20 protein-coding genes are annotated in these 19581 nt (G+C 74.2%); 16 read left to right on the forward strand and 4 right to left on the reverse strand.

Translation table 11 applies throughout. The annotated features are described in order from the left end of the window. Positions 1-25: 25 nt before the first annotated feature. Positions 26-1228 (reverse strand): alanine racemase, encoded by a 1203-nt coding sequence (locus Sdia_RS13270; protein WP_100455991.1) that lies wholly within the window; start codon positions 1226-1228, stop codon positions 26-28. 216 nt (positions 1229-1444) lie between these two features. Between Sdia_RS13270 and Sdia_RS13275 the strand changes: the two genes are divergently transcribed. The 4 genes from Sdia_RS13275 to Sdia_RS13290 all read left to right on the forward strand — a co-directional run bounded on the left by Sdia_RS13275 (position 1445) and on the right by Sdia_RS13290 (position 5409). Beyond that, the gene (locus Sdia_RS13275) at positions 1445-2605 is read left to right on the forward strand and encodes a hypothetical protein (protein ID WP_100455990.1); all 1161 of its coding nucleotides are present in this window, start codon (positions 1445-1447) and stop codon (positions 2603-2605) included. Continuing rightward, positions 2602-3762, forward strand: coding sequence for a type VII secretion-associated serine protease mycosin (gene mycP, locus Sdia_RS13280; RefSeq protein ID WP_100455989.1), 1161 nt, complete (start codon positions 2602-2604; stop codon positions 3760-3762). The genes Sdia_RS13275 and mycP overlap by 4 nt, the downstream gene beginning before the upstream one ends. Positions 3763-3823: 61 nt before the next feature. After that, positions 3824-4561 carry an SseB family protein gene (locus Sdia_RS13285; protein ID WP_189500393.1) on the forward strand — a complete coding sequence of 246 codons (738 nt, stop codon included), beginning with the start codon at positions 3824-3826 and terminating at the stop codon, positions 4559-4561. Between the two features lie 137 nt (positions 4562-4698). Next, a complete protein-coding gene (locus tag Sdia_RS13290; RefSeq protein ID WP_100455987.1) occupies positions 4699-5409 on the forward strand; it encodes an aquaporin in 711 nt (236 codons plus the stop codon). A gap of 93 nt (positions 5410-5502) precedes the next feature. Here Sdia_RS13290 and Sdia_RS13295 read toward each other — a convergent pair whose 3' ends face one another. Beyond that, positions 5503-5865 (reverse strand): DUF1844 domain-containing protein, encoded by a 363-nt coding sequence (locus Sdia_RS13295; protein ID WP_100455986.1) that lies wholly within the window; start codon positions 5863-5865, stop codon positions 5503-5505. Positions 5866-6287: 422 nt separating this feature from the next. Here Sdia_RS13295 and infC point away from each other — a divergent pair, with 422 nt between their 5' ends. From infC to Sdia_RS30095, 11 genes are all read left to right on the forward strand, one after another. Beyond that, positions 6288-6956, forward strand: a complete 669-nt coding sequence (gene infC / locus Sdia_RS13300) for a translation initiation factor IF-3 (RefSeq protein ID WP_100455985.1) — start codon at positions 6288-6290, stop codon at positions 6954-6956. Between the two features lie 106 nt (positions 6957-7062). Continuing rightward, positions 7063-7257, forward strand: coding sequence for a 50S ribosomal protein L35 (rpmI, locus tag Sdia_RS13305; protein ID WP_019065473.1), 195 nt, complete (start codon positions 7063-7065; stop codon positions 7255-7257). A gap of 102 nt (positions 7258-7359) precedes the next feature. Next, entirely contained in the window at positions 7360-7746 is a 387-nt protein-coding gene (gene rplT / locus Sdia_RS13310) for a 50S ribosomal protein L20 (RefSeq protein WP_003947155.1), read from the forward strand. A gap of 113 nt (positions 7747-7859) precedes the next feature. After that, positions 7860-8687, forward strand: coding sequence for a TrmH family RNA methyltransferase (locus tag Sdia_RS13315; protein ID WP_100455984.1), 828 nt, complete (start codon positions 7860-7862; stop codon positions 8685-8687). Positions 8688-8721: 34 nt separating this feature from the next. Beyond that, positions 8722-9087, forward strand: coding sequence for a hypothetical protein (locus Sdia_RS13320; protein WP_100455983.1), 366 nt, complete (start codon positions 8722-8724; stop codon positions 9085-9087). A 206-nt stretch (positions 9088-9293) separates the two neighbouring features. Then, positions 9294-10409, forward strand: a complete 1116-nt coding sequence (locus Sdia_RS13325) for a sensor histidine kinase (RefSeq protein WP_100455982.1) — start codon at positions 9294-9296, stop codon at positions 10407-10409. Between the two features lie 224 nt (positions 10410-10633). After that, the gene (gene pheS / locus Sdia_RS13330; protein WP_100455981.1) at positions 10634-11770 is read left to right on the forward strand and encodes a phenylalanine--tRNA ligase subunit alpha; all 1137 of its coding nucleotides are present in this window, start codon (positions 10634-10636) and stop codon (positions 11768-11770) included. After that, positions 11770-14298, forward strand: a complete 2529-nt coding sequence (gene pheT / locus Sdia_RS13335; RefSeq protein WP_100455980.1) for a phenylalanine--tRNA ligase subunit beta — start codon at positions 11770-11772, stop codon at positions 14296-14298. The genes pheS and pheT overlap by 1 nt, the downstream gene beginning before the upstream one ends. A 215-nt stretch (positions 14299-14513) precedes the next feature. Further along, positions 14514-15602 carry a PP2C family protein-serine/threonine phosphatase gene (locus tag Sdia_RS13340; RefSeq protein ID WP_115068477.1) on the forward strand — a complete coding sequence of 363 codons (1089 nt, stop codon included), beginning with the start codon at positions 14514-14516 and terminating at the stop codon, positions 15600-15602. 94 nt (positions 15603-15696) lie between these two features. Continuing rightward, positions 15697-16293: a hypothetical protein gene (locus tag Sdia_RS13345; RefSeq protein WP_229831486.1), complete on the forward strand. Its 597-nt coding sequence runs from the start codon at positions 15697-15699 to the stop codon at positions 16291-16293. Next, on the forward strand, positions 16266-16406 hold the full coding sequence (locus Sdia_RS30095; RefSeq protein WP_229831484.1) for a hypothetical protein: 141 nt from the start codon (positions 16266-16268) through the stop codon (positions 16404-16406). The genes Sdia_RS13345 and Sdia_RS30095 overlap by 28 nt, the downstream gene beginning before the upstream one ends. A 208-nt stretch (positions 16407-16614) precedes the next feature. On the opposite strand, the gene Sdia_RS13350 is transcribed toward Sdia_RS30095, so the two are convergent. After that, on the reverse strand, positions 16615-17262 hold the full coding sequence (locus Sdia_RS13350) for a TetR/AcrR family transcriptional regulator (protein WP_100455978.1): 648 nt from the start codon (positions 17260-17262) through the stop codon (positions 16615-16617). Positions 17263-17370: 108 nt separating this feature from the next. Between Sdia_RS13350 and Sdia_RS13355 the strand changes: the two genes are divergently transcribed. After that, positions 17371-18399, forward strand: a complete 1029-nt coding sequence (locus Sdia_RS13355) for a glycoside hydrolase family 113 protein (RefSeq protein WP_115068475.1) — start codon at positions 17371-17373, stop codon at positions 18397-18399. A 214-nt stretch (positions 18400-18613) separates the two neighbouring features. On the opposite strand, the gene Sdia_RS13360 is transcribed toward Sdia_RS13355, so the two are convergent. Further along, on the reverse strand, positions 18614-19474 hold the full coding sequence (locus Sdia_RS13360; RefSeq protein WP_100455976.1) for a 3-hydroxybutyryl-CoA dehydrogenase: 861 nt from the start codon (positions 19472-19474) through the stop codon (positions 18614-18616). Positions 19475-19581: the final 107 nt, after the last annotated feature.

Consider the following 19581-nt stretch of genomic DNA (forward strand, 5'->3'; position numbering starts at 1 on the left):
CGCCGCCCGGCGGCTTCCGCCCGGGTCACAGGAACGTCTGTCCCTCGCCCCGGTAGGTCGGCACCGTGTCCACCACGGCGTCGCCGGCGACCAGGTGCAGGGCGGCGAACCGCTCGCACAGCTCACCGGCCTTCGCGTGCCGGAACCACACCTTGTCGCCGATCAGCAGGTCGTCGGCGGGCGGCCCGAGCAGCGGCGTCTGCACCTCGCCCGCCCCTTCCCGCGGGTCGTACCGCAGTCCCTCGGGCAGGTACGGCACCGGCGAGCGGTCCGGCCCGGCCGCGCCGGAGGCCGGGTAGCCGCCGCCGAGCACCGTCACCACGCCCACGCCGGGCCGGCGCACCACCGGCTGCGCGAAGAGCGCCGCCGGACGGCCGGTGAACGAGGTGTAGTTGTCGAACAGGCGCGGCACGAACAGCCCCGAACCGGCCGCCACCTCCGTCACCGACGGCTCGGCCACGGTGTGCTGCACGCTGCCCGTACCGCCGCCGTTGACGAACTCCAGCTCCGGCACGACCTCACGCACCGCCCGCACCACCGCCGCCCGGCGCGCCGCCAGCTCCCGGCGCGCCGTCCGCTGCATCAGCCGGATCGCCCGGGACCGCAGCGGACTGCCCGCCACATCGTCACCGACACCCGCCACATGGCCCTCGTACGCCATCAGTCCCACCACCCGGAAACCCGGCCTGCGCGCCACCAGCCGGGCCAGGTCGGCCATCTCGGCGGGCGAGCGCAGCGGTGAGCGGCGCGCCCCGACGCGTACCCGGCCGCCCAGCAGAAGCAGTGACGTGTCCAGCTCCAGGCAGACCCGGATCTCCTCCGTGCCCCCTCCGCGCGCGTCCTGGATCAGCCGCAACTGCGCCGGGTCGTCGACCATGACCGTGACGGCCGCCGCCAGCTTCGGATCGGCCGCCAGTTCCGCGTACCCGTCCCGGTCCGCCGACGGGTAGGCCAGCAGCACGTCCTCCACCCCGGACCGGGCCAGCCACAACGACTCCGCCAGCGTGTACGACATCACCCCGGCGAACCCGTCGCGGGCCAGCACCCGCTCCAGCAGCGCGCGACAGCGGACCGACTTGCTGGCCACCCGGACCGGCTTGCCCGCCGCCCTGCGTACGAGGTCGTCGGCGTTGGCGTCGAAGGCGTCCAGGTCCACCAGGGCCAGCGGTGCGTCGAGATGAGCCGTCGCCCGGTCGTACCGGGCGCGGGCGGAGGCGAGGGGCGTCATGCCCGCAGCCTGCCAGAGAGCCCTACTCAGGGGTAGGGGGTGACCAGGGATCCCCCCGCGTCACCGGCCCCCTCCGGGGCCGCCCGGGATCATCCGGGCAGAACCGGCCGCACGGCACCGGGCGTTCCCTCTCCGGCCGCGCCAACCCGTAGAGTGACGCGCACGGAGGGCGCGCGAGGGCCCCTGCCGGGCCGCGTGAGGGAAAACGGGGGGCGCATGAGTACGCAGGCACGCCGCCCGGCCGTACCACCGAGGCCGGTCCGCCGCCCGCAGGAGGCCACCGGAGCCGTCGCCGACGACAGCGCCCCGCCGCCGCGCCCCACCACCCCGCCCCGGCCCGCCACCCCGCCGAGACCCGCCGCGCCCCCGGCCGCCCGGCCCGTCGGCCCGCCCCCCGCCGAGGACGGCGCCGCACCGCCGAAGGACCCGGCCCGCCGCATCTTCCCGGCATTCCCCGCACCCCGCACCACCCCGCCCGCCCCGGCTCCGCCCGAGCCGGGCGCCGCCCGCGGCCGCCGAGGCACGGGCGCCGTCGACCTCGCCCCGCGCCCCGGTGCCGGGGCCCCGTTCGCCGCCGCCCCGAGGGGACCCGGGCAGGACCAGGCCACCACGCGGCTGCGCCCCGTGCCCCGCTCACCGCGGCGCACCGCGGCCGCCGCCGTCTGCCTCGTCCTCGGCCTCGGCCTGGTCGCGGGCGGCGCCACCGGGACCTGGCTCACCGGCGACTCCCCGGACGCCGCCGCCGACAGCTTCACCGCGGGTGCCGCCCTCTGGCACGAGGCCCCCGTCGACCGCCTCTTCCCGCCGACGGTCAGGGGGAGGAAGGCGGGGCCCGGCGGCGCCGACCGCGCCTGGACCCGGATCGCGGTCGCCCCCGACAGCGGCTGCGCCAAGGCATTCGACCCGCTCCTCGCCTCCGTCCTCGAACCGGCCGGCTGCGCCCGCCTGCTGCGCGCCACCTACACCGACGCGACCCGCAGCGAGGTCGTCACCGTCGGACTCCTCTTCACCCGCGCCGACCGGCAGGCCATGACCGATCTGCGCACCCGCTTCCGCACCGAGAAGCTCGGCCAGCGGCGCGACCTGATGCCCCGCCCGTACCCGGCGGAGGACACCCCCGCCGAGGGGTTCGGCGACGCCCAGCGCGCCTCCTGGTCGCTCTCGGTCCTGGACGACCTGCCGGCCGTCGTCTACGCGGTCAGCGGCTTCGCCGACGGCCGGGAGATCACCGAACCCCAGTCCGCCGCCTCGGCCACCGCCGACGGCGCCACCAGCGCACCCGCCCAGGCGGGCCTCGGCCACACCGCGCTCGCCCACACCGAGCGTGCCGCCGCCCGCCTGCGCGCGCTCTCCCAGCCCGCCACCGAGGAGCCGTGACCGTGCCCGCAGCCCGCCGCGCCCTCCTCGCCCCGGCCCTCGCCGCCTGCCTCGTGCTGCTGCCGACGGCCGCGCACGCCGACGGCATCCGCGCCCAGCAGTGGGGCCTGGAGGCACTGCACGCCGAGGACGCCTGGCGCACCACCAAGGGCAAGGGGGTCACCGTCGCCGTCCTGGACACCGGCGTCGACGCCGATCACCCGGACCTGGAGCGCAACGTCCTGCCCGGCAAGGACCTCATAGGGTTCGGCGCCGGTCCCGGTGACCGGAGCTGGGCCCGCCACGGCACCGCCATGGCCTCGGTCATCGCCGGTCACGGCCACGGACCCGACGACGGCGACGGCGTCCTGGGCGTCGCCCCCGAGGCCAGGATCCTCCCGGTCCGGGTGATCCTGGAGGACGGCGACCCCGGCCGCAAGAAGGCCCGCTCCACCCGCGGCGGCGCTCTCGCCGAGGGCATCCGCTGGGCCGCCGACCAGGGCGCCGACGTCATCAACCTCTCCCTCGGCGACGACAGCGAGTCCGCCCACCCCGAGGCCGCCGAGGACGCCGCCGTGCAGTACGCCCTGAAGAAGGGCGCCGTCGTCGTCGCCTCCGCCGGCAACGGCGGCGAGAAGGGCGACCACGTCTCCTACCCGGCGGCCTACCCGGGCGTCATCGCCGTCACCGCCGTCGACCGGTTCGGCGAACGCGCCGCCTTCTCCACCCGCCGCTGGTACGCCACGGTCAGCGCCCCCGGCGACGACATCGTCCTCGCCGACCCCGACCGCCGCTACTACGAGGGCTGGGGCACCAGCGCCGCCGCGGCCGCCGTCTCCGGGGCCGTCGCCCTGGTCCGCGCCGCCCACCCGCACCTCACCCCCGCCCAGGTCAGGCGGCTGCTGGAGGACACCGCCCGGGACAGCCCCGGTGGCGGTCGCGACGACTCCCGGGGGCGGGGCCTGGTCGACGTGGCCGCCGCCGTGGCGGCCGGAGGGCGGCTCGGCCCCGACGAGCTGAAGCCCGCCGCCCACTCCGCCACCCACTTCGGCCCCGGTCCCGGCCCGCACGGCACCGGCTCCGGCGCCGGCTGGGCCGGGCCCGCCGCGGGCGGCCTCGGAGTGCTGCTGCTGGCCGCCGCCGTCCTGCTCTGGCGCGGCCGCGCGCCGCTGCGCTGAGCCACCCGGCACCGGCCCGCCCCGCACCGGCCCGCCGGCACCGGGTCGATAGGCTCGCCGCGTGGCGAACAAGAACATTCCCGACTCCCCCTTCTCCGACGACGACGGCACCGCCGACCCGGCGCTGAGCGCCGCGCTGGCAGCCTGGGCCGAGGACCGCTCCCGGCACCGGCCGGTGCTGGAAGCCCTGCGCTCCACCCGGCTGCTCGTCCCGGTCGTCGCCGTCCTCGGCGAGAGCGAGGTGGACGAGAACGGGCTGCGCCGCGAGAAGACCAGCGACATGGCCGTCCCCACCCTCAAGGCCGGCGAGCGCACCGCGCTGCCCGCCTTCACCTCCACGGAGGCCCTCGCCCGCTGGGACCCCGGCGCCCGCCCGGTCGCCGTCGCCCTCCACCAGGCCCTGGAGGCGGCCGCGCACGAACGCGCCGACACCGTCGTCCTCGACCTCGCCGGGCCCGTGCCGTACGAGCTGACCGGTCCGGCACTGCGGGCGCTCGCGGAGGGTCGCACCGACCCCGACCCGCTCGCCGACCCGGCCGTCACCGGGGCCGTCCGCGCGGTGCTGGCCGCCGAGCCGGAGGTGGTCCGCGCCCATCTGGCCCGCTCGACCGGGGCCACCGACGGGGTGCTCGCCGTCGTGCTGTCCCGCGGCGCCGACCCCGCCGCCACGCTGGACCGGGTCGCCCGGGCGCTGGCCGGCGCCGAGCCGCTCCGCGCCCGCCTGGTCCGCGGCCTCGACCTGGCCGTCCTGCCCGCCACGGCCGACGGACCGGCCGAAGAACCCGTCTACCAGCGCTGACCGGGCGCCGCCCGCGTACGGGGCCGCTCCGGGGGAGCGGGCCCGGCGCCGACAGGCAGGGTGGGGGAACCGGGGGCACAATCAGCGATGGAACCGGAACGCATCATCCCGAACCGGAAGTGACGCGAGGTGTGCCCATGTCTACGCGTGCGCTCATATCGGAGTTCACCGGCACCGCGCTGCTGGTGTTCTTCGCCGTCGGAGCGGCGGTCCTGGCCGGGGACTTCATCGGTACCGTCGGTATCGCCCTGGCCTTCGGCTTCGTCCTGCTCGCCCTCTCCTACGCGCTCGGCCCCGTCTCCGGCTGCCACGTGAACCCGGCGGTCACCCTGGGGATGCTCGCCGCCCGCCGGATCGATCCGCGGACCGCCGTCGGCTACTGGGTGGCGCAGGTGCTGGGCTGTATCGTCGGCGCGGCCGTGCTGTTCCTGCTGGCCAAGCAGGTGCCGGGACTCCAGACCCACGCGCAGTTCGGCACCAACGGCTTCGCCGACCGCTCGGCGGTCGAGCTGGGGACGGGCGGCGCCTTCCTCGCCGAGGTGGTGCTGACCTTCCTGTTCGTCTTCGTCTACCTCTCGGTCACCCACCGGGTCGCCGTGGTCGGCTTCGACGGCCTGCCGATCGGACTGGCCCTCGCCGCGGTCCACATCGTCGGCATCCCGCTGACCGGCACCTCGGTCAATCCGGCGCGCAGCCTGGGCCCCGCCCTGTTCGCGGGCGGCGCGGCCATCACGCAGCTCTGGCTCTTCATCCTGGCGCCCCTGATCGGCGGCGGCCTCGCCGCGCTGGCGCAGCGCTTCACCCACCCGCCGGGCGGTCGCCTCAGGGAGGCCGACCGGGTCGTCTGACCGTGGGCCGCCTACCACGCGTGCGGGCGCGCGGCGAGGGGCGGGCCCCCTTGGGTGCCCGCCCCTCGCCGCGCCGCCGTCCGGCTTCTCGGGTCAGCCGAAGACCGGCCCGGTGTACTTCTCGCCCGGCCCCTTGCCCGGCTCGTCCGGAACCGCGGACGCCTCGCGGAAGGCGAGCTGGAGGGACTTCAGGCCGTCGCGCAGCGGAGCCGCGTGGAAGGAGCTGATCTCGGTGGCCCCCGCGTCCAGCAGCCCGGCCAGGGCGTGGATGAGCTTGCGTGCCTCGTCGAGGTCCTTGTGGTCCTCGCCGCCCTCGGCCAGCCCCAGGTTGACGGCGGCGGCACTCATCAGGTGCACGCCCACCGTGGTGATGACCTCGACCGCGGGGACGTCGGCGATGTCGCGGGTCATCTCGTCGAAGCCGGGGCCCTCGCCCGCGGGGGTGGCGTCGCTCATGGCAGCTTGTCTTCTTCCCTTGTTCTCTGGGGGTGTCCCGCACGGCGTGGCCTGGCGGAACCCACTCCGGTACGCCGTCGGAGGCGACCGGCGCGGACCAGCCTAGGGGGTGGTCGCCGCCCCCCGGCGGGCCGGGCGGCGGGCGGTGCGGACGCTGGTATGCTTGGGAGTCGACCGGCCGGGCACCTGTGTCCGGCCACAAGTGGAGGCTCCGATCTCCCACCTGGCCGTCCTCCGGGACGGCGGGTCACCGGTCAGGCGGCCGCGCCACGAGTGCGGCAGGCCCGATGTGCGCCCCGCGTCCACGCGGCGGTGCTCCGGTAGTCCAGGAGCCCCGCGTGTGATCGTCCGGGGCATTTTTCGCGTTCCGGCTCGGTTGGTCCGATTGAGACAGACGTAACGCGGCAGCCCGCCAGGCTGTCGTGTGGTGCTACCGAGGAGGATCCATCAGCGCCGAGCCCCGCATCAACGACCGGATTCGCGTTCCCGAGGTCCGACTTGTCGGTCCCAGCGGCGAGCAGGTCGGCATTGTGCCGCTTGCCAAGGCCCTGGAGCTTGCGCAGGAGTACGACCTCGACCTCGTCGAGGTCGCGGCGACCGCCCGTCCGCCCGTGTGCAAGCTCATGGACTACGGAAAGTTCAAGTACGAGTCGGCCATGAAGGCCCGTGAGGCGCGCAAGAACCAGGCGCACACGGTCATCAAGGAGATGAAGCTCCGGCCGAAGATCGACCCGCACGACTATGACACCAAGAAGGGTCATGTCGTCCGGTTCCTCAAGCAGGGCGACAAGGTCAAGATCACGATCATGTTCCGCGGCCGTGAGCAGTCCCGGCCGGAGCTCGGCTTCCGGCTGCTCCAGCGGCTGGCGGAGGACGTCCAGGACCTCGGGTTCATCGAGTCGAACCCGAAGCAGGACGGTCGCAACATGATCATGGTCCTCGGTCCGCACAAGAAGAAGACCGAGGCAATGGCCGAGGCGCGCGAGGCGCAGGCCGCCCGCAAGGCCGAGCGCCAGGGCCGCAGTGCCCAGGACGACGCCGAGGACGCCGAAGGCGCCGAAGGTGCCGAGCAGGCCCCTGCCGAGGCATGATCCGGGACGCGAGTCCCGCGATCGTCAACCGACACATATGACGTTCCGGACCGCCCGTTCGCGAGAACGGGCCCCAGGACGCCACTGACGAGGAGAGAACGGCGCTATGCCGAAGAACAAGTCGCACAGCGGTGCCAGCAAGCGCTTCAAGATCACCGGCTCCGGCAAGGTGCTCCGTGAGCGCGCCGGCAAGCGCCACCTGCTCGAGCACAAGTCGTCCCGTGTGACGCGTCGCCTCACCGGCAACGCCGAGATGGCCCCGGGCGACGCCAAGAAGATCAAGAAGCTTCTCGGCAAGTGACGTCGCGGCCTCCGCCACCACGGAGGCCGGACGCCGAGACCGGGACCCATTCGAACCGGGCCGCGTGAACACCACCGCGGCCCCGCTACAAGGAGTCAACAAGTGGCACGCGTCAAGCGGGCAGTCAACGCCCACAAGAAGCGCCGGGCGATCCTCGAGCAGGCCAGCGGCTACCGCGGGCAGCGCTCGCGCCTGTACCGCAAGGCGAAGGAGCAGGTCACCCACTCCCTCGTCTACAACTACAACGACCGCAAGAAGCGCAAGGGCGACTTCCGCCAGCTGTGGATCCAGCGGATCAACGCCGCGGCCCGCGCCAACGGCGTCACCTACAACCGCTTCATCCAGGGTCTGAAGGCCGCCAACATCGAGGTCGACCGCAAGATCCTCGCCGACCTCGCCGTCAACGACGCCCCGGCCTTCGCCGCGCTCGTCGAGGCCGCCCAGAAGGCGCTGCCGAGCGACGTCAACGCCCCGAAGACCGCCGCCTGATCTCCTTCGCGGGAACAGGCACCCCGTCTTCACCCGGACCCGCAGGCGCCAGCCGCCTGCGGGTCCGATGCGTCCTCCCGCACGTACTCCCACACGAAGGTGGACCCCGAACCATGGGCACCCCCGAGCTGATCTCCCTGCGCTCCACGCGGGTCACGGCCGCCAAGCGGCTGGCCCGCCGCAACGTCCGCGGCAAGGAGCGCAGATTCCTCGCCGAGGGGCCCCAGGCCGTCCGGGAGGCGCTCGGCCACCGCAGCGGCGACGAGCCGACCCTGGTGGAGCTGTTCACCACCGTGGAGGCCGCCGACCGGTACGCGGAGATCACCGCCGCCGCCCGCGCCGAGGGCGCCCGGGTCCACCTCGCGGACGAGTCGACCATCGCGGAGATCGCCACCACCGTCACCCCGCAGGGGCTGGTCGGCGTCTGCCGCTTCCTCGACACCCCCTTCGCCCGGATCATCGCCGCCCGCCCCCGGCTCGTCGCCGTCCTCTCCAACGTCCGCGACCCCGGCAACGCCGGTACGGTGCTGCGCTGTGCGGACGCGGCCGGGGCCGACGCCGTGGTGCTGACCGACGCCTCGGTGGACGTCTACAACCCGAAGGCCGTCCGCGCCTCCGTCGGCTCCCTCTTCCACCTGCCGGTCGCCGTCGGCGTCCCCGTGGAGACCGCCGTCGCCGGCCTCCGTGACGTGGGCGTACGCGTCCTCGCCGCCGACGGCGCGGGTGAGGACGACCTCGACACCGAACTCGACCGCGGCACCATGGGCGGCCCCACCGCCTGGATCTTCGGCAACGAGGCCTGGGGGCTCCCCGAGGAGACGAGGGCGCTCGCCGACGCCGTCGTCCGCGTCCCCATCCACGGCCGGGCCGAGTCGCTCAACCTCGCGACCGCCGCCGCCGTCTGCCTCTACGGCTCGGCGCGCGCCCAGCGCCACGGCTGAAGGAGATCCGGGCGGACACCACCGGGAGCGGCGCATGAGCGACACGCTGGCGGAGGGCGGCTGGGCCCTGGCCGCCGGGAGCCTGACCGTCCTGCTCGCCCTGTTGCTCAGGGGGAGAGCCACCCGCCCGTGGTGGCGTGCCAGGGCCGAACGCGCAGCCCTGGCCCGCCGCCCCCGGGAACTGGGCCGCGCCGCCGACATGGCGATCGCCACGGCCCGCCGGGCCGCGGGCCCCGGCGAACCCGCGCTGGTGCGCGTCGCCGCCGTCCGCGAGGTGGCCGTCAGCCACTTCGGGCACCGCCACGTCAGCCACCCCGAGGCCGCCGCCGCGCTGCGGGCCCGTTACGAGCGGTCCGGATGCGCCCGGGACTGCTTCACCGACGCCTACGACACGACCTGACCGGGCGGGCCGTACCCACGCGCACCGCGCGCCCCGATGTGCGCTGAACTGCGCCCCTGGTGCGCCCCTGCGCGGAGTGGATGTCCCGGTGGGGGACAGTAGAGTGGCCAACTCGGGGGCCCACACCACGGGTTCGACTTCGCCGAGCAGTGCGTGGGGCCAAGGCGGCCGGGCGGCCCGAGCAGCCCGAGAGGTGGGACACGGGGATGGCAGCCGGTTCGAGTGGACCGCCCGCGCCGCGCGGCACGACGCGCGAACACGGCACCGGCGGACCGGCGCTCGCGCCCGACGACCTGCCCGACGGCCTGGTCGTGGCCGACCACCACGGCCGCGTCGTCTGTTTCAACCGCGTCGCCGCCCGCATCTGCGCCGTCCGCGCCGAGGACGCCCTCGGCCTTCCGCTGGAGAGGGCCCTGCCACTGGAGGACCTGAAGGGCCGGCGCTGGTGGGAGCTGACCGACCCCTTCGGCGGCCTCGCCATCCGGCACGGCCAGCCCGAGCGGAACCTGCTGCTGCCCGGCGGCCGCGAGGTCCTGGTCAGCGCCCGCTATGTGCGCGAGCAGCCGCTCGGCCCGGTGCGCAGCGTCGTCGTCAGCCTCCGCGACACCGAGGCCCGGCGGCGTACCGAACGCAGCCACGCCGAACTGATCGCCACCGTCGCCCACGAACTGCGCTCGCCGCTGACCAGCGTCAAGGGGTTCACCGCCACCCTGCTGGCCAAGTGGGACCGGTTCACCGACGACCAGAAGCGGCTCATGCTGGAGACCGTCGACGCCGACGCGGGACGGGTGACCCGGCTCATCGCCGAACTGCTCGACATCTCCCGCATCGACTCCGGGCGGCTGGAGGTCCGCCGTCAGCCGGTCGACCTCGCCGCCGCCGTCGGCCGCCACGTCCAGGCCCTGGTCGCCGCGGGCCAGCCGCCGGAGCGCTTCCTCGTCCGGCTGCACCGGCCGCTGCCCGCCCTGTGGGCCGACCCCGACAAGATCGACCAGATCCTCAGCAACCTCCTGGAAAACGCCGTGCGCCACGGCGAGGGTACTGTCACCATCGACGTGGCACCCGCGCCCCTGAAGAGCGACACCGAAGGAACGGCCGTCACCGTGAGCGACGAAGGACCCGGCATCCCCGAGGAATCGGTGAACCGCGTCTTCACCCGCTTCTGGCGCGGCAGCAAGCGCGGCGGCACCGGCCTCGGCCTGTACATCGTCAAGGGCATCGTCGAGGCCCACGGCGGAACCATCAGCGTGGAGCGCGCCCGCGGCGGCGGCGCCCGGTTCCGATTTACGTTGCCCGTGGCGGCCCCGGCCTATCTGGCCTGACCCGCCCCGGGCGCCCCGCGGTCCCGCCTCCGCGCCGGCCGAGCCCCCGAGGGCGCCCCGGGTCCGGGGGAAGGACCTCCAGCTCACCCCCGTTAGACTCGGTCTCCGGCACATTTTTGCGCCCTTGGCCTCTGCGGGGACCCACAGCCAGGCCCCACCATCCGGTACCCGCGCCCGCGACACGTACCGGGTGCGGGGCGGAGCAATCGGAAGCACGGGAAGAGATGTCGGCACCGAACAAGTCGTACGACCCAGTAGAGGTCGAGGCACTGAAACCGGAAAACATCGAGCGCATGCGGGACGAGGCGCTCGCCGCCTTCGCCGCCGCGGCGGACCTCGACGCCCTCGCGCAGGCCAAGACCGCGCACGCCGGCGGCACGTCGCCGTTGTCGCTGGCCAACCGGGAGATCGGCGCCCTGCCCCCGCAGGCCAAGGCTGAGGCGGGCAAGCGCGTCGGCATGGCCCGCGGCCAGGTCAACAAGGCCCTCGCGGCACGGCAGGCCGTCCTGGAGGCCGAGCGGGACGAGCGGGTCCTGGTCGAGGAGGCGGTGGACGTCACCCTGCCGTACGACCGCGTGCCGGCCGGCGCCCGCCACCCGCTGACCACCATGATGGAGCGGGTCGCCGACGTCTTCGTCGGCATGGGGTACGAGATCGCCGAGGGACCCGAGGCCGAGGCCGAGTGGTTCAACTTCGACGCGCTCAACTTCACCCCGGACCACCCGGCCCGGCAGATGCAGGACACCTTCTTCGTCCGGGGCGAGGGCCAGGAGCCCGGCTCCCGCGAGGACGAGTCCGGCATCGTGCTGCGCACCCACACCTCGCCCGTGCAGGCCCGCACCCTGCTCGACCGCGAGCCGCCCGTGTACGTCGTCTGCCCCGGCCGGGTCTACCGGACCGACGAGCTGGACGCCACGCACACCCCGGTCTTCCACCAGATCGAGCTGCTCGCCGTCGACGAGGGCCTGACCATGGCCGACCTCAAGGGCACCCTCGACCACATGGTCCAGGCGCTCTTCGGCCCGGACATGAAGACCCGGCTGCGCCCCAACTTCTTCCCCTTCACCGAGCCGTCCGCCGAGATGGACATGGTCTGCTACGTCTGCCGCGGCGCCTCCGTCGGCAACCCGGAGCGGCCCTGCCGCACCTGCGGCAGCGAGGGCTGGATCGAGCTGGGCGGCTGCGGCATGGTCAACCCGAAGGTCCTGGTGGCCTGCGGCGTCGACCCCGAGAAGTACAGCGGATTCGCCTTCGGGTTCGGCATCGAACGGATGCTGATGTTCCGCCACAACGTCGAAGACATGCGAGACATGGTCGAGGGTGACATCCGGTTCACCCGGCCGTTCGGGATGGAGATCTGATGCGGGTCCCGCTTTCCTGGCTGCGGGAGTACGTCGACCTCCCCACCACCGAGACCGGCCGCGACGTGCAGGCCAAACTGGTCGCCGCCGGCCTGGAGGTCGAGACGGTCGAGCAGCTCGGCGCCGGCCTCACCGGCCCCCTCGTCGTCGGCGAGGTACTGACCATCGAGGAGCTGGAGGGGTTCAAGAAGCCCATCCGCTTCTGCACCGTCGACGTCGGCACCGCCAACGGCACCGGCCTGCCGCAGGAGATCGTCTGCGGCGCCCGGAACTTCGCCGTCGGCGACAAGGTCGTCGTCGTGCTGCCCGGCGCCGTCCTCCCCGGCGACTTCGCCATCGCCGCCCGCAAGACCTACGGCAAGGTCTCGCACGGCATGATCTGCTCCAGCGACGAGCTGGGCATGGGCTCCGACGGCGACGGCATCATCGTGCTGCCCCCGGAGTACGAGCCCGGCACGGACGCCATCGAGCTGCTGGAGCTGGTCGACGAGGTCCTCGACATCGCCGTCACCCCCGACCGGGGCTACTGCCTGTCGATGCGCGGCGTCGCCCGCGAGACCGCCACCGCCTACGGCCTGCCGCTGCGCGACCCGGCCCTCCTCGACGTCCCCGGCCCCAACACCGAGGGCCACCCCGTCGAGGTCGCCGACCCCTTCGGCTGCGACCGCTTCACCGCCCGCACGGTCAGCGGCCTCAACCCCGAGGCCCGCTCGCCGGTCTGGCTGCGCCGCCGCCTCCAGAAGGCCGGTATGCGGCCGATCTCGCTCGCCGTCGACATCACCAACTACGTGATGCTCGAACTGGGCCAGCCGCTGCACGCCTACGACCGCTCCCGCGTCCAGGGTGCCCTCGGCGTCCGCCGCGCCGAGCCCGGCGAGAAGCTCACCACCCTCGACGGCGTCCGCCGCACCCTCGACCCCGAGGACCTCGTCATCACCGACGAGCGCGGCGTCATCGGCCTCGCCGGGGTCATGGGCGGCGCCGACACCGAGATCGCCGACGCGGTCCCGGACCAGGAGACCGGCCGTGTCACGGGCACCACCGAGGTGGTGATCGAGGCCGCGCACTTCGACCCGATCGCCATCGCGCGCGCCGCCCGCCGCCACAAGCTGCCCTCCGAGGCGTCCAAGCGCTTCGAGCGCGGCGTCGACCCGCTGGCCGCCCCCGCCGCCGCCCAGCGCACCGTCGACCTGCTGGTGCTGCTCGCGGGCGGCACCGCCGGAGCCGGGGTCACCGAGGTCATCTCACCCTCGGCCCCGCACACCGTGGCGATGCCCGCCGGCCACCCCGCCGAGGTGGCCGGGGTCGCCTACGACCGGGAGACCGTCGTCCGCCGCCTCCAGCAGGTCGGCTGCGACGTCTACGGCCAGGACGACCTGGTCGTCACCGTCCCCTCCTGGCGCCCCGACCTGCGCGCCCCCAACGACCTCGCCGAGGAGGTCATCCGGCTGGAGGGGTACGAGAACCTGCCCTCCACCCTGCCGAAGCCGCCCGCCGGCCGCGGTCTCACCGGCCGCCAGCGGCTGCACCGCCGCATCGGCCGCGCGCTGGCCGGCGCGGGCTACACCGAGGCGCTGAACTACCCGTTCATCTCCGAGCAGGTCCTCGACCAGCTCGCTCTGGCCGCCGACGACCCGGCCCGCCGCGTCGTCACCCTGGTCAACCCGCTCTCCGACGAGGAGCCGGCACTGCGCACCACGCTGCTGCCCGGCCTCCTCGGCGCGCTCCGCCGCAACGACGGCCGGGGCAGCCACGACCTGGCCCTCTTCGAGACCGGCCTGGTCTTCCACCCGAGCGCGGACCAGGCGGCCGCGGGTGAGCGGCTCCCGGTCGACCACCGGCCCACCGACGAGCAGCTCGCCGCGGTCACCGCCGCCCTGCCCGTCCAGCCCCGGCACGCCGCCGTCGTCCTCGCGGGCGCCCGCGAGCAGGCCGGCTGGTGGGGCAAGGGACGCCCGGCCGACTGGGCCGACGCGATCGAGGCGGCCCGCCTGATCGCCCACGAGTCCGGTGCCGAACTCCTCGTACGCGCCGGCCAGTACGGCCCGTGGCACCCCGGCCGCTGCGCCGAACTGGCCGTCGTCGTCGACGGCGAGGAGCGCGTCGTCGGCCACGCCGGGGAGCTGCACCCGCGCGTCCTGAAGACGCTCGGCCTGCCCGCGCGCACCTGCGCCATGGAGATCGACCTGGACGCCGTCGAGGCGGCGGGTACCTCCGCCGTCGAGGCGCCGCGTATCGCCACCTTCCCGGTCGCCACCCAGGACGTCGCCCTCGTCGTCGACGCCGGCGTCCCGGCCGCCGACGTGGAGGCCGTCCTCCGCGAGGGCGCGGGCGAACTCCTGGAGTCCGTCCGCCTGTTCGACGTCTTCACCGGCGAGCAGCTCGGCGAGGGGCGCAAGTCGCTCGCCTACGCGCTGCGTTTCCGCGCCCCGGACCGGACACTGACCGTCGAGGAGGCCAGCGCCGCCCGCGACGCGGCCGTCGCCCTCGCGGCCGAACGCACCGGCGCCGTTCTGCGCGGAGCCTGACACAGCGGGGTGCGCCGGTCGCACCGCCGAGGGTGAGGGGCCCGTCCAGCCTGGGCGGGCCCCTCACTCGTTCGGGTGGGAACGAGTTCCACCCCGGCCGCGTCGCCACCATCGCCGGACACAATCAGTCCGGCCGCAAGGGGTGGGCCCCACCGGGTACGGTGCGCGGTGCACCGGCTCCCCGACCCCCGGCCACCCCTCAGGGAGGCCGTCGGATGTTCCGTACCAAGCCTGGCAGCCGCGCCGCGCGGTCCCGAGCGGCCGGCGGAACCCGGCCGCCCCGGCACCACCCCCTCGTCTCGCTCGCCCCCGCCCTGCTCTGGGGCGCCGCCGTCCTGGGCTACAAGTACGCCTGCCCGCTCGCGCGACGCGACGACCTGCCGACCCGGATCGGCACCAGCGCCGTCCTCCTCGTGGCCGGAGCTCTGCTCATCCTGCTCATCCGCCGCAGCCTGCTGCGCGAACTGCGGCGGATCGACGAGGTCGCCGGGGCCGCCCAAGGCGTGGTGCTCCGCCCGCTCCCCGCCCGCCTGGACGGCCTGGCCCTCGCCGCCCGTCGCTTCTCGGCCCACCCGGCCGCCACCGTCGGTGGCGACCTCTACGAGGCGGTCGCCACCGATCACGGCGTCCGTGTCGTCATCGGCGACGTACGCGGCTCGGGGCTGAACGCCCTCGGCACCGTCGCCACCGTGCTCGGCAGCTTCCGTGAGGCGGCCCACGACGAACCGGCCCTCGGCGGCGTCCTGCGGCGCCTGGACCGGACTCTCACCCGCGAACTGGTCCGCCGCGCCCGGCTGGAGCACCCGGCCGACCCCGAGAACCCTCTCGTCGAGGAGTTCGTGACCCTGCTCCTGCTGGAGATCCGCCGCGACGGCACCCTCCTCACCGTCAACTGCGGCCACCCTTGGCCCCACCTGCTCTCCGCCGACGCCGAACCCCTCTGCCGCGCCGACCCGCTGCCGCCGCTGGGGCCCTTTCCGCTCCCCGCCGACCTGCCGCTCCGCCACTGCGGCCGTCTGCTCCCCGGCCAGGCCCTGGTCCTGCACACCGACGGGATCGAGGACGCCCGCGACCCGTCCGGCCGGTTCTTCCCGCTCGTGGACACCCTCCGCCGTGTCGCGAGCGGCCCGTTCACCGCCCAGACGGCCGCCTCCGACATCCGCTCGGCTCTGGTCGCCCACAGCCAGGGCCCACCCGGCGACGACGCGGCGGTCCTGGTGCTGCACGCGGAACGCGCTCGCACGGTGCCGCCGCAGGGCGGTGGCCGGGAACGCCGGCCGGCGCCGGCACCTTCGGCGCAGTGACACCCGGCTCCGGCGATGTCACCGGAAACAGGGTCAGCACGGTCCGGGGAGTGCGCAACTCGGCGCTGGTGTGACGAACTGAGGAGTTCTGCCCATGGCGACAACTCCCCACGGTGACGGCCCGGTTCCCGGCGAGACGCGTGGGCCGCGTGCCCTCGATCCGCTGGACACGGCCATCGCCCGCCAGACGCCCCCGGTACGCAAGAACATCGCCCGGGCCCGTCGGCGGAACCCGGACGCGAACCCGGCCGAGGTGATCCGCGGGCTGGAGCGGAGGTACGTCGGCTCCCTGACGGGGACGGGTGCCGTGGTCCGGGGCACCGCGGCCGCGCCCGGAGTCGGCACGGGAGCGGCCCGGGCGCTGTCGACGGGTGAGGCGCTCTCCTCCTTGGAGCTGAGCGCCGTCTTCGCCCTCTCGCCGGCCGAGGTGCACGGAGTCCCCGTGGACGAGATCGAGCGCCGTCGCACGCTCGTGAGGGGCCTCATGCTCGGCGGGTCCGGCTCCGCCACCGTCGCCAAGGTCGCCGAGCGGGCGGGGCGGCACTGGGGGCGCCAGGTGGTCGCCAAGGTGTCCGTCGAGACCTTGCGGCAGATCAACAAGGTGCTGGGAGGGACTTCGTCACGAAGTACGGGACCCAGCAGGGCATCGTCGTCCTCGGCCCGGTGGCCCCGTTCGGCATCGGCGCGGTGATCGGCGGTGGCGCCAACGCCGCCCTCGCCGCACTGGCGGTGCGCGCGGGCCGCCGCACCTTCGGCCCCGCCCCGGCCACGTGGCCGCCGGCCCTGGGGGACGTCCTCGGCTGATCACCGTTCCCGTCCGGCAGAGGCCCGGGGGCCGCCGGCCGGTGTGCGGGTGGCGCCGCGGGCCGCGAGGCGGCGTCCCGTCGTCCGGCGGAGCGGTGAGTGCGCACCGCTCCGTGCGCGTGCCTGCCCGGCGGGCGACCAGGCGGTGGCCGGGGTGGCCTCGGCAGGCCGGGAGGCCGCGCGCCGAGGGCCATGGCCGGGAGGGTCCTCACCCCGGCTGGGCTTGCCGTGACCGTTGCTCGGCGGCGTCGAGCGCCGGGGCGAGTGGGGCGATCGTGGCGCGGAGCAGGTCGGGGAGGGAGCCCGACGGGACGACCAGCCCCCCGTTCCCGGAGGAGGTCTCGCTCACTGCGCCGAGCCACTGGTGCAGCGCGATGCGTACGGCGGCCGCCACACTCGCCGCCAGGACACGGGCGGTGGGCGCGGCGGTGTCGCCCAGGCGCAGGCCGATCGCTTCGGCGAGGGGGTGCTCGATCTCCGTCACCGCCTCCAGGAAGGCGTCGCGCAGGGGCGGGGTCGCGGTGATCAGGAGCCGTTCGGTGTCGCCGGGCTCGGTGTACCGCGCCAGGACCGCGTCCGTCAGGGCGTCCGCGAGGCGGGCCCCGGCGGGCGCGGCGGCGACCTCCGCCGCGATCCGGGCCTCCCGTTCGGCCGTGATGGCGGCGACGATCGCCTGTTCACGGCTGGAGAAGTAGTTGTTGTAGGTCCTGGGGGAGACCCCGGCGGCCTCCGCGATGTCGTCCACCCGGACGTTGTCGGGTCCCCGCTCCAGGGCCAGCTTCAGGGCCGCTTCGCGCAACGCCACCCTGGTCGCCCGCTTCTTCTGCTCACGCAGTCCGGTCCGCCTCGTCGTCACGCCCGCAGTCTCCCAGCTCAGGTACGGGGACGCAAAAATACGTGAGCGCAAACTTGCGCGCACGCAAGATGGGGGTTATTCTCGAATCCCGACAGAGAGGTCATATCCGTGCGTGCCAAAGGCATCTGTTACGACACCGGCTTCGTCCACCCCGGGAGCAACTCGCGGGCGTCGTACGATCCGGACCTGGTCAGAAGAGAGCTGGCCGTCATCCGCGACGACCTCCACTGCGACGCGGTCCACCTCACCGGTGGTGACCCGGAGCGCCTGGAGCTGGCTGCCCGGCACGCGGCCGACCTGGGGCTGGAGGTGTGGTTCTCGCCCTACCCGCTGGAGTTGACCACCGAAGAGATGCTGCGCCTGTTCGCCGACTGTGCCGAGCGGGCCGAGCGCCTGCGGGAGGGTGGCGCCGAGGTCGTGTTCGTCACGGGCGTCGAACTGAGCGTCATGAACCAGGGCTTCCTCGACGGCACCGGTACGGAGGAGCGTCTGGCCTGGCTGCTGGCCGATCCGGCGTCGAGGCCCGAGCGGATGGCCACGGCGAGCGCCCGGGTCAACGCCTTCCTCCGTGACGCGGTGACGGTCGTCCGCGAACGCTTCCACGGCAAGGTCACCTACGCCGCCATCCAGTTCGAGGGCGTCGACTGGGGCCCGTTCGACTTCGTGACCTACGAACTCATCCGTTCCGCCGAGGTCGCCGACCGCTTCCGGGCGGGGGTGCGCAGCCTCACGGCCCAGCCGAAGCCGGTCGCCGTCACGGGCTTCGGCACCGCCACCTGGCGAGGGGCGGCGGACGTGGCACCGCGCAGCATGGAAGTGCTGGAGAACGACCCGGCGACCGGCGCACCGCTGCGGCTGACCCGCGTCTGCGAGCGCGACGAGGAAGGTCAAGCAGCCTACCTGCGGGAGCTGTTGGAGATATTCGACAGCGAGGGCGTGGACAGCGCCTTCGTCTTCCTCTTCGCCCTCCACAACCTGCCGCACCGCCCCGACGGAGACCCGCGCGACGACCTCGATCTGGCCAGCCTCGGCATCGTCAAAGTCCTCGAAGGGGGCCGTGGCGTCACCTACCCCGACATGCCCTGGGAGCCGAAGGCGGCGTTCGCGGCGGTGGCCGGTCACTATCGGACCGAGTGAGTGGGTGAGCCGGTGATTCGGTGGTGGGTGGCCCGGCAGGGCGGGGCCGGCCCGTACCAGGCCGTCGGCGTCGCCCGGTCTTGCCGCAGCAGTGCTCGTGGAGCGTGCGAAACGCGAAGAGCCGCCCCCTCGCGATGGAAGGAGCGGCCTCGGTGCCTCGCGGGCCCGGGCGATCAGGCCCGGGGTGGCCGGGCCTCGTACGGGCCCGGCCAGGTCACTGGTACGCGTAGAACCCCGAGCCGGTCTTGCGGCCCAGGCGGCCCGCGTCGACCATGCGCTGGAGCAGCGGGGGAGCGGCGTACAGGGGCTCCTTGTACTCGGCGTACATCGAGTCGGCGACCGAGGCGACCGTGTCGAGGCCGATGAGGTCGGAGAGCTTGAGCGGGCCCATGGGGTGGGCGCAGCCCAGTTCCATGCCGTTGTCGATGTCCTCGCGGCTGGCGATGCCGGACTCGAACATGCGGATGGCGGAGAGGAGGTAGGGGATCAGCAGCGCGTTGACGACGAAGCCGGAGCGGTCCTGGGCGCGGATCGCGTGCTTGCCGAGGATCTTCTCCACGACGGCCTGGGCGCGGCTGATGGTGCCCTCGGAGGTGGTCAGCGCCGGGATCAGCTCGACCAGACTCTGGATGGGCGCCGGGTTGAAGAAGTGGATACCGATGACCTGGTCCGGGCGGGAGGTCGCCACGGCCAGCTTGACCAGCGGGATGGAGGAGGTGTTGGAGGCCAGGATGGCGTCCTCCCGGGTCACGACCTGGTCCAGGACCTGGAAGATCTCCGTCTTGACCTGCTCGTTCTCCACCACGGCCTCGATCACGAGGTCGCGGTCGGCGAACTCCCCGAGGTCGGTGGTGAAGGTCAGCCGCTCCAGCGTCTCGGTCAGCTCGTCCTCAGTGATCTTTCCGCGCGCCGCTGCCTTGGTGAGGGAGTTCTGGAGGCGGGTCCGGCCGATCTCCAGGGCCTCGCCGGTGGTTTCGGCGACCATCACGTCGAGTCCGGCGCGGGCGAACACCTCGGCGATGCCCGCTCCCATCTGGCCGCAGCCGACTACGCCGACGCGTGCGATATCCGCCATCGAGTCCGTCCTCGTGTCTCTCGCTGATCTTCGGACCGGCTACGTCCAGGGTGTGGACGTGCGCCTGAACGCTGAACGTTACTCCGGATGAGTGCTCGCCTGCCGAG

The sequence above is a fragment of the Streptomyces diastaticus subsp. diastaticus genome (genome assembly GCF_011170125.1).
Lineage (GTDB): Bacteria > Actinomycetota > Actinomycetes > Streptomycetales > Streptomycetaceae > Streptomyces > Streptomyces diastaticus.

Bases quoted from the DNA above. Each gene is read 5' to 3' on its own strand.
- Sdia_RS13270 (WP_100455991.1), bottom strand. From the start codon at position 1,228: ATGACGCCCCTCGCCTCCGCCCGCGCCCGGTACGACCGGGCGACGGCT.
- Sdia_RS13275 (WP_100455990.1), top strand. From the start codon at position 1,445: ATGAGTACGCAGGCACGCCGCCCGGCCGTACCACCGAGGCCGGTCCGC.
- Sdia_RS13290 (WP_100455987.1), top strand. From the start codon at position 4,699: ATGTCTACGCGTGCGCTCATATCGGAGTTCACCGGCACCGCGCTGCTG.
- Sdia_RS13295 (WP_100455986.1), bottom strand. From the start codon at position 5,865: ATGAGCGACGCCACCCCCGCGGGCGAGGGCCCCGGCTTCGACGAGATG.
- rpmI (WP_019065473.1), top strand. From the start codon at position 7,063: ATGCCGAAGAACAAGTCGCACAGCGGTGCCAGCAAGCGCTTCAAGATC.
- Sdia_RS13315 (WP_100455984.1), top strand. From the start codon at position 7,860: ATGGGCACCCCCGAGCTGATCTCCCTGCGCTCCACGCGGGTCACGGCC.
- Sdia_RS13320 (WP_100455983.1), top strand. From the start codon at position 8,722: ATGAGCGACACGCTGGCGGAGGGCGGCTGGGCCCTGGCCGCCGGGAGC.
- Sdia_RS13325 (WP_100455982.1), top strand. From the start codon at position 9,294: ATGGCAGCCGGTTCGAGTGGACCGCCCGCGCCGCGCGGCACGACGCGC.
- pheS (WP_100455981.1), top strand. From the start codon at position 10,634: ATGTCGGCACCGAACAAGTCGTACGACCCAGTAGAGGTCGAGGCACTG.
- pheT (WP_100455980.1), top strand. From the start codon at position 11,770: ATGCGGGTCCCGCTTTCCTGGCTGCGGGAGTACGTCGACCTCCCCACC.
- Sdia_RS13340 (WP_115068477.1), top strand. From the start codon at position 14,514: ATGTTCCGTACCAAGCCTGGCAGCCGCGCCGCGCGGTCCCGAGCGGCC.
- Sdia_RS13345 (WP_229831486.1), top strand. From the start codon at position 15,697: ATGGCGACAACTCCCCACGGTGACGGCCCGGTTCCCGGCGAGACGCGT.
- Sdia_RS13360 (WP_100455976.1), bottom strand. From the start codon at position 19,474: ATGGCGGATATCGCACGCGTCGGCGTAGTCGGCTGCGGCCAGATGGGA.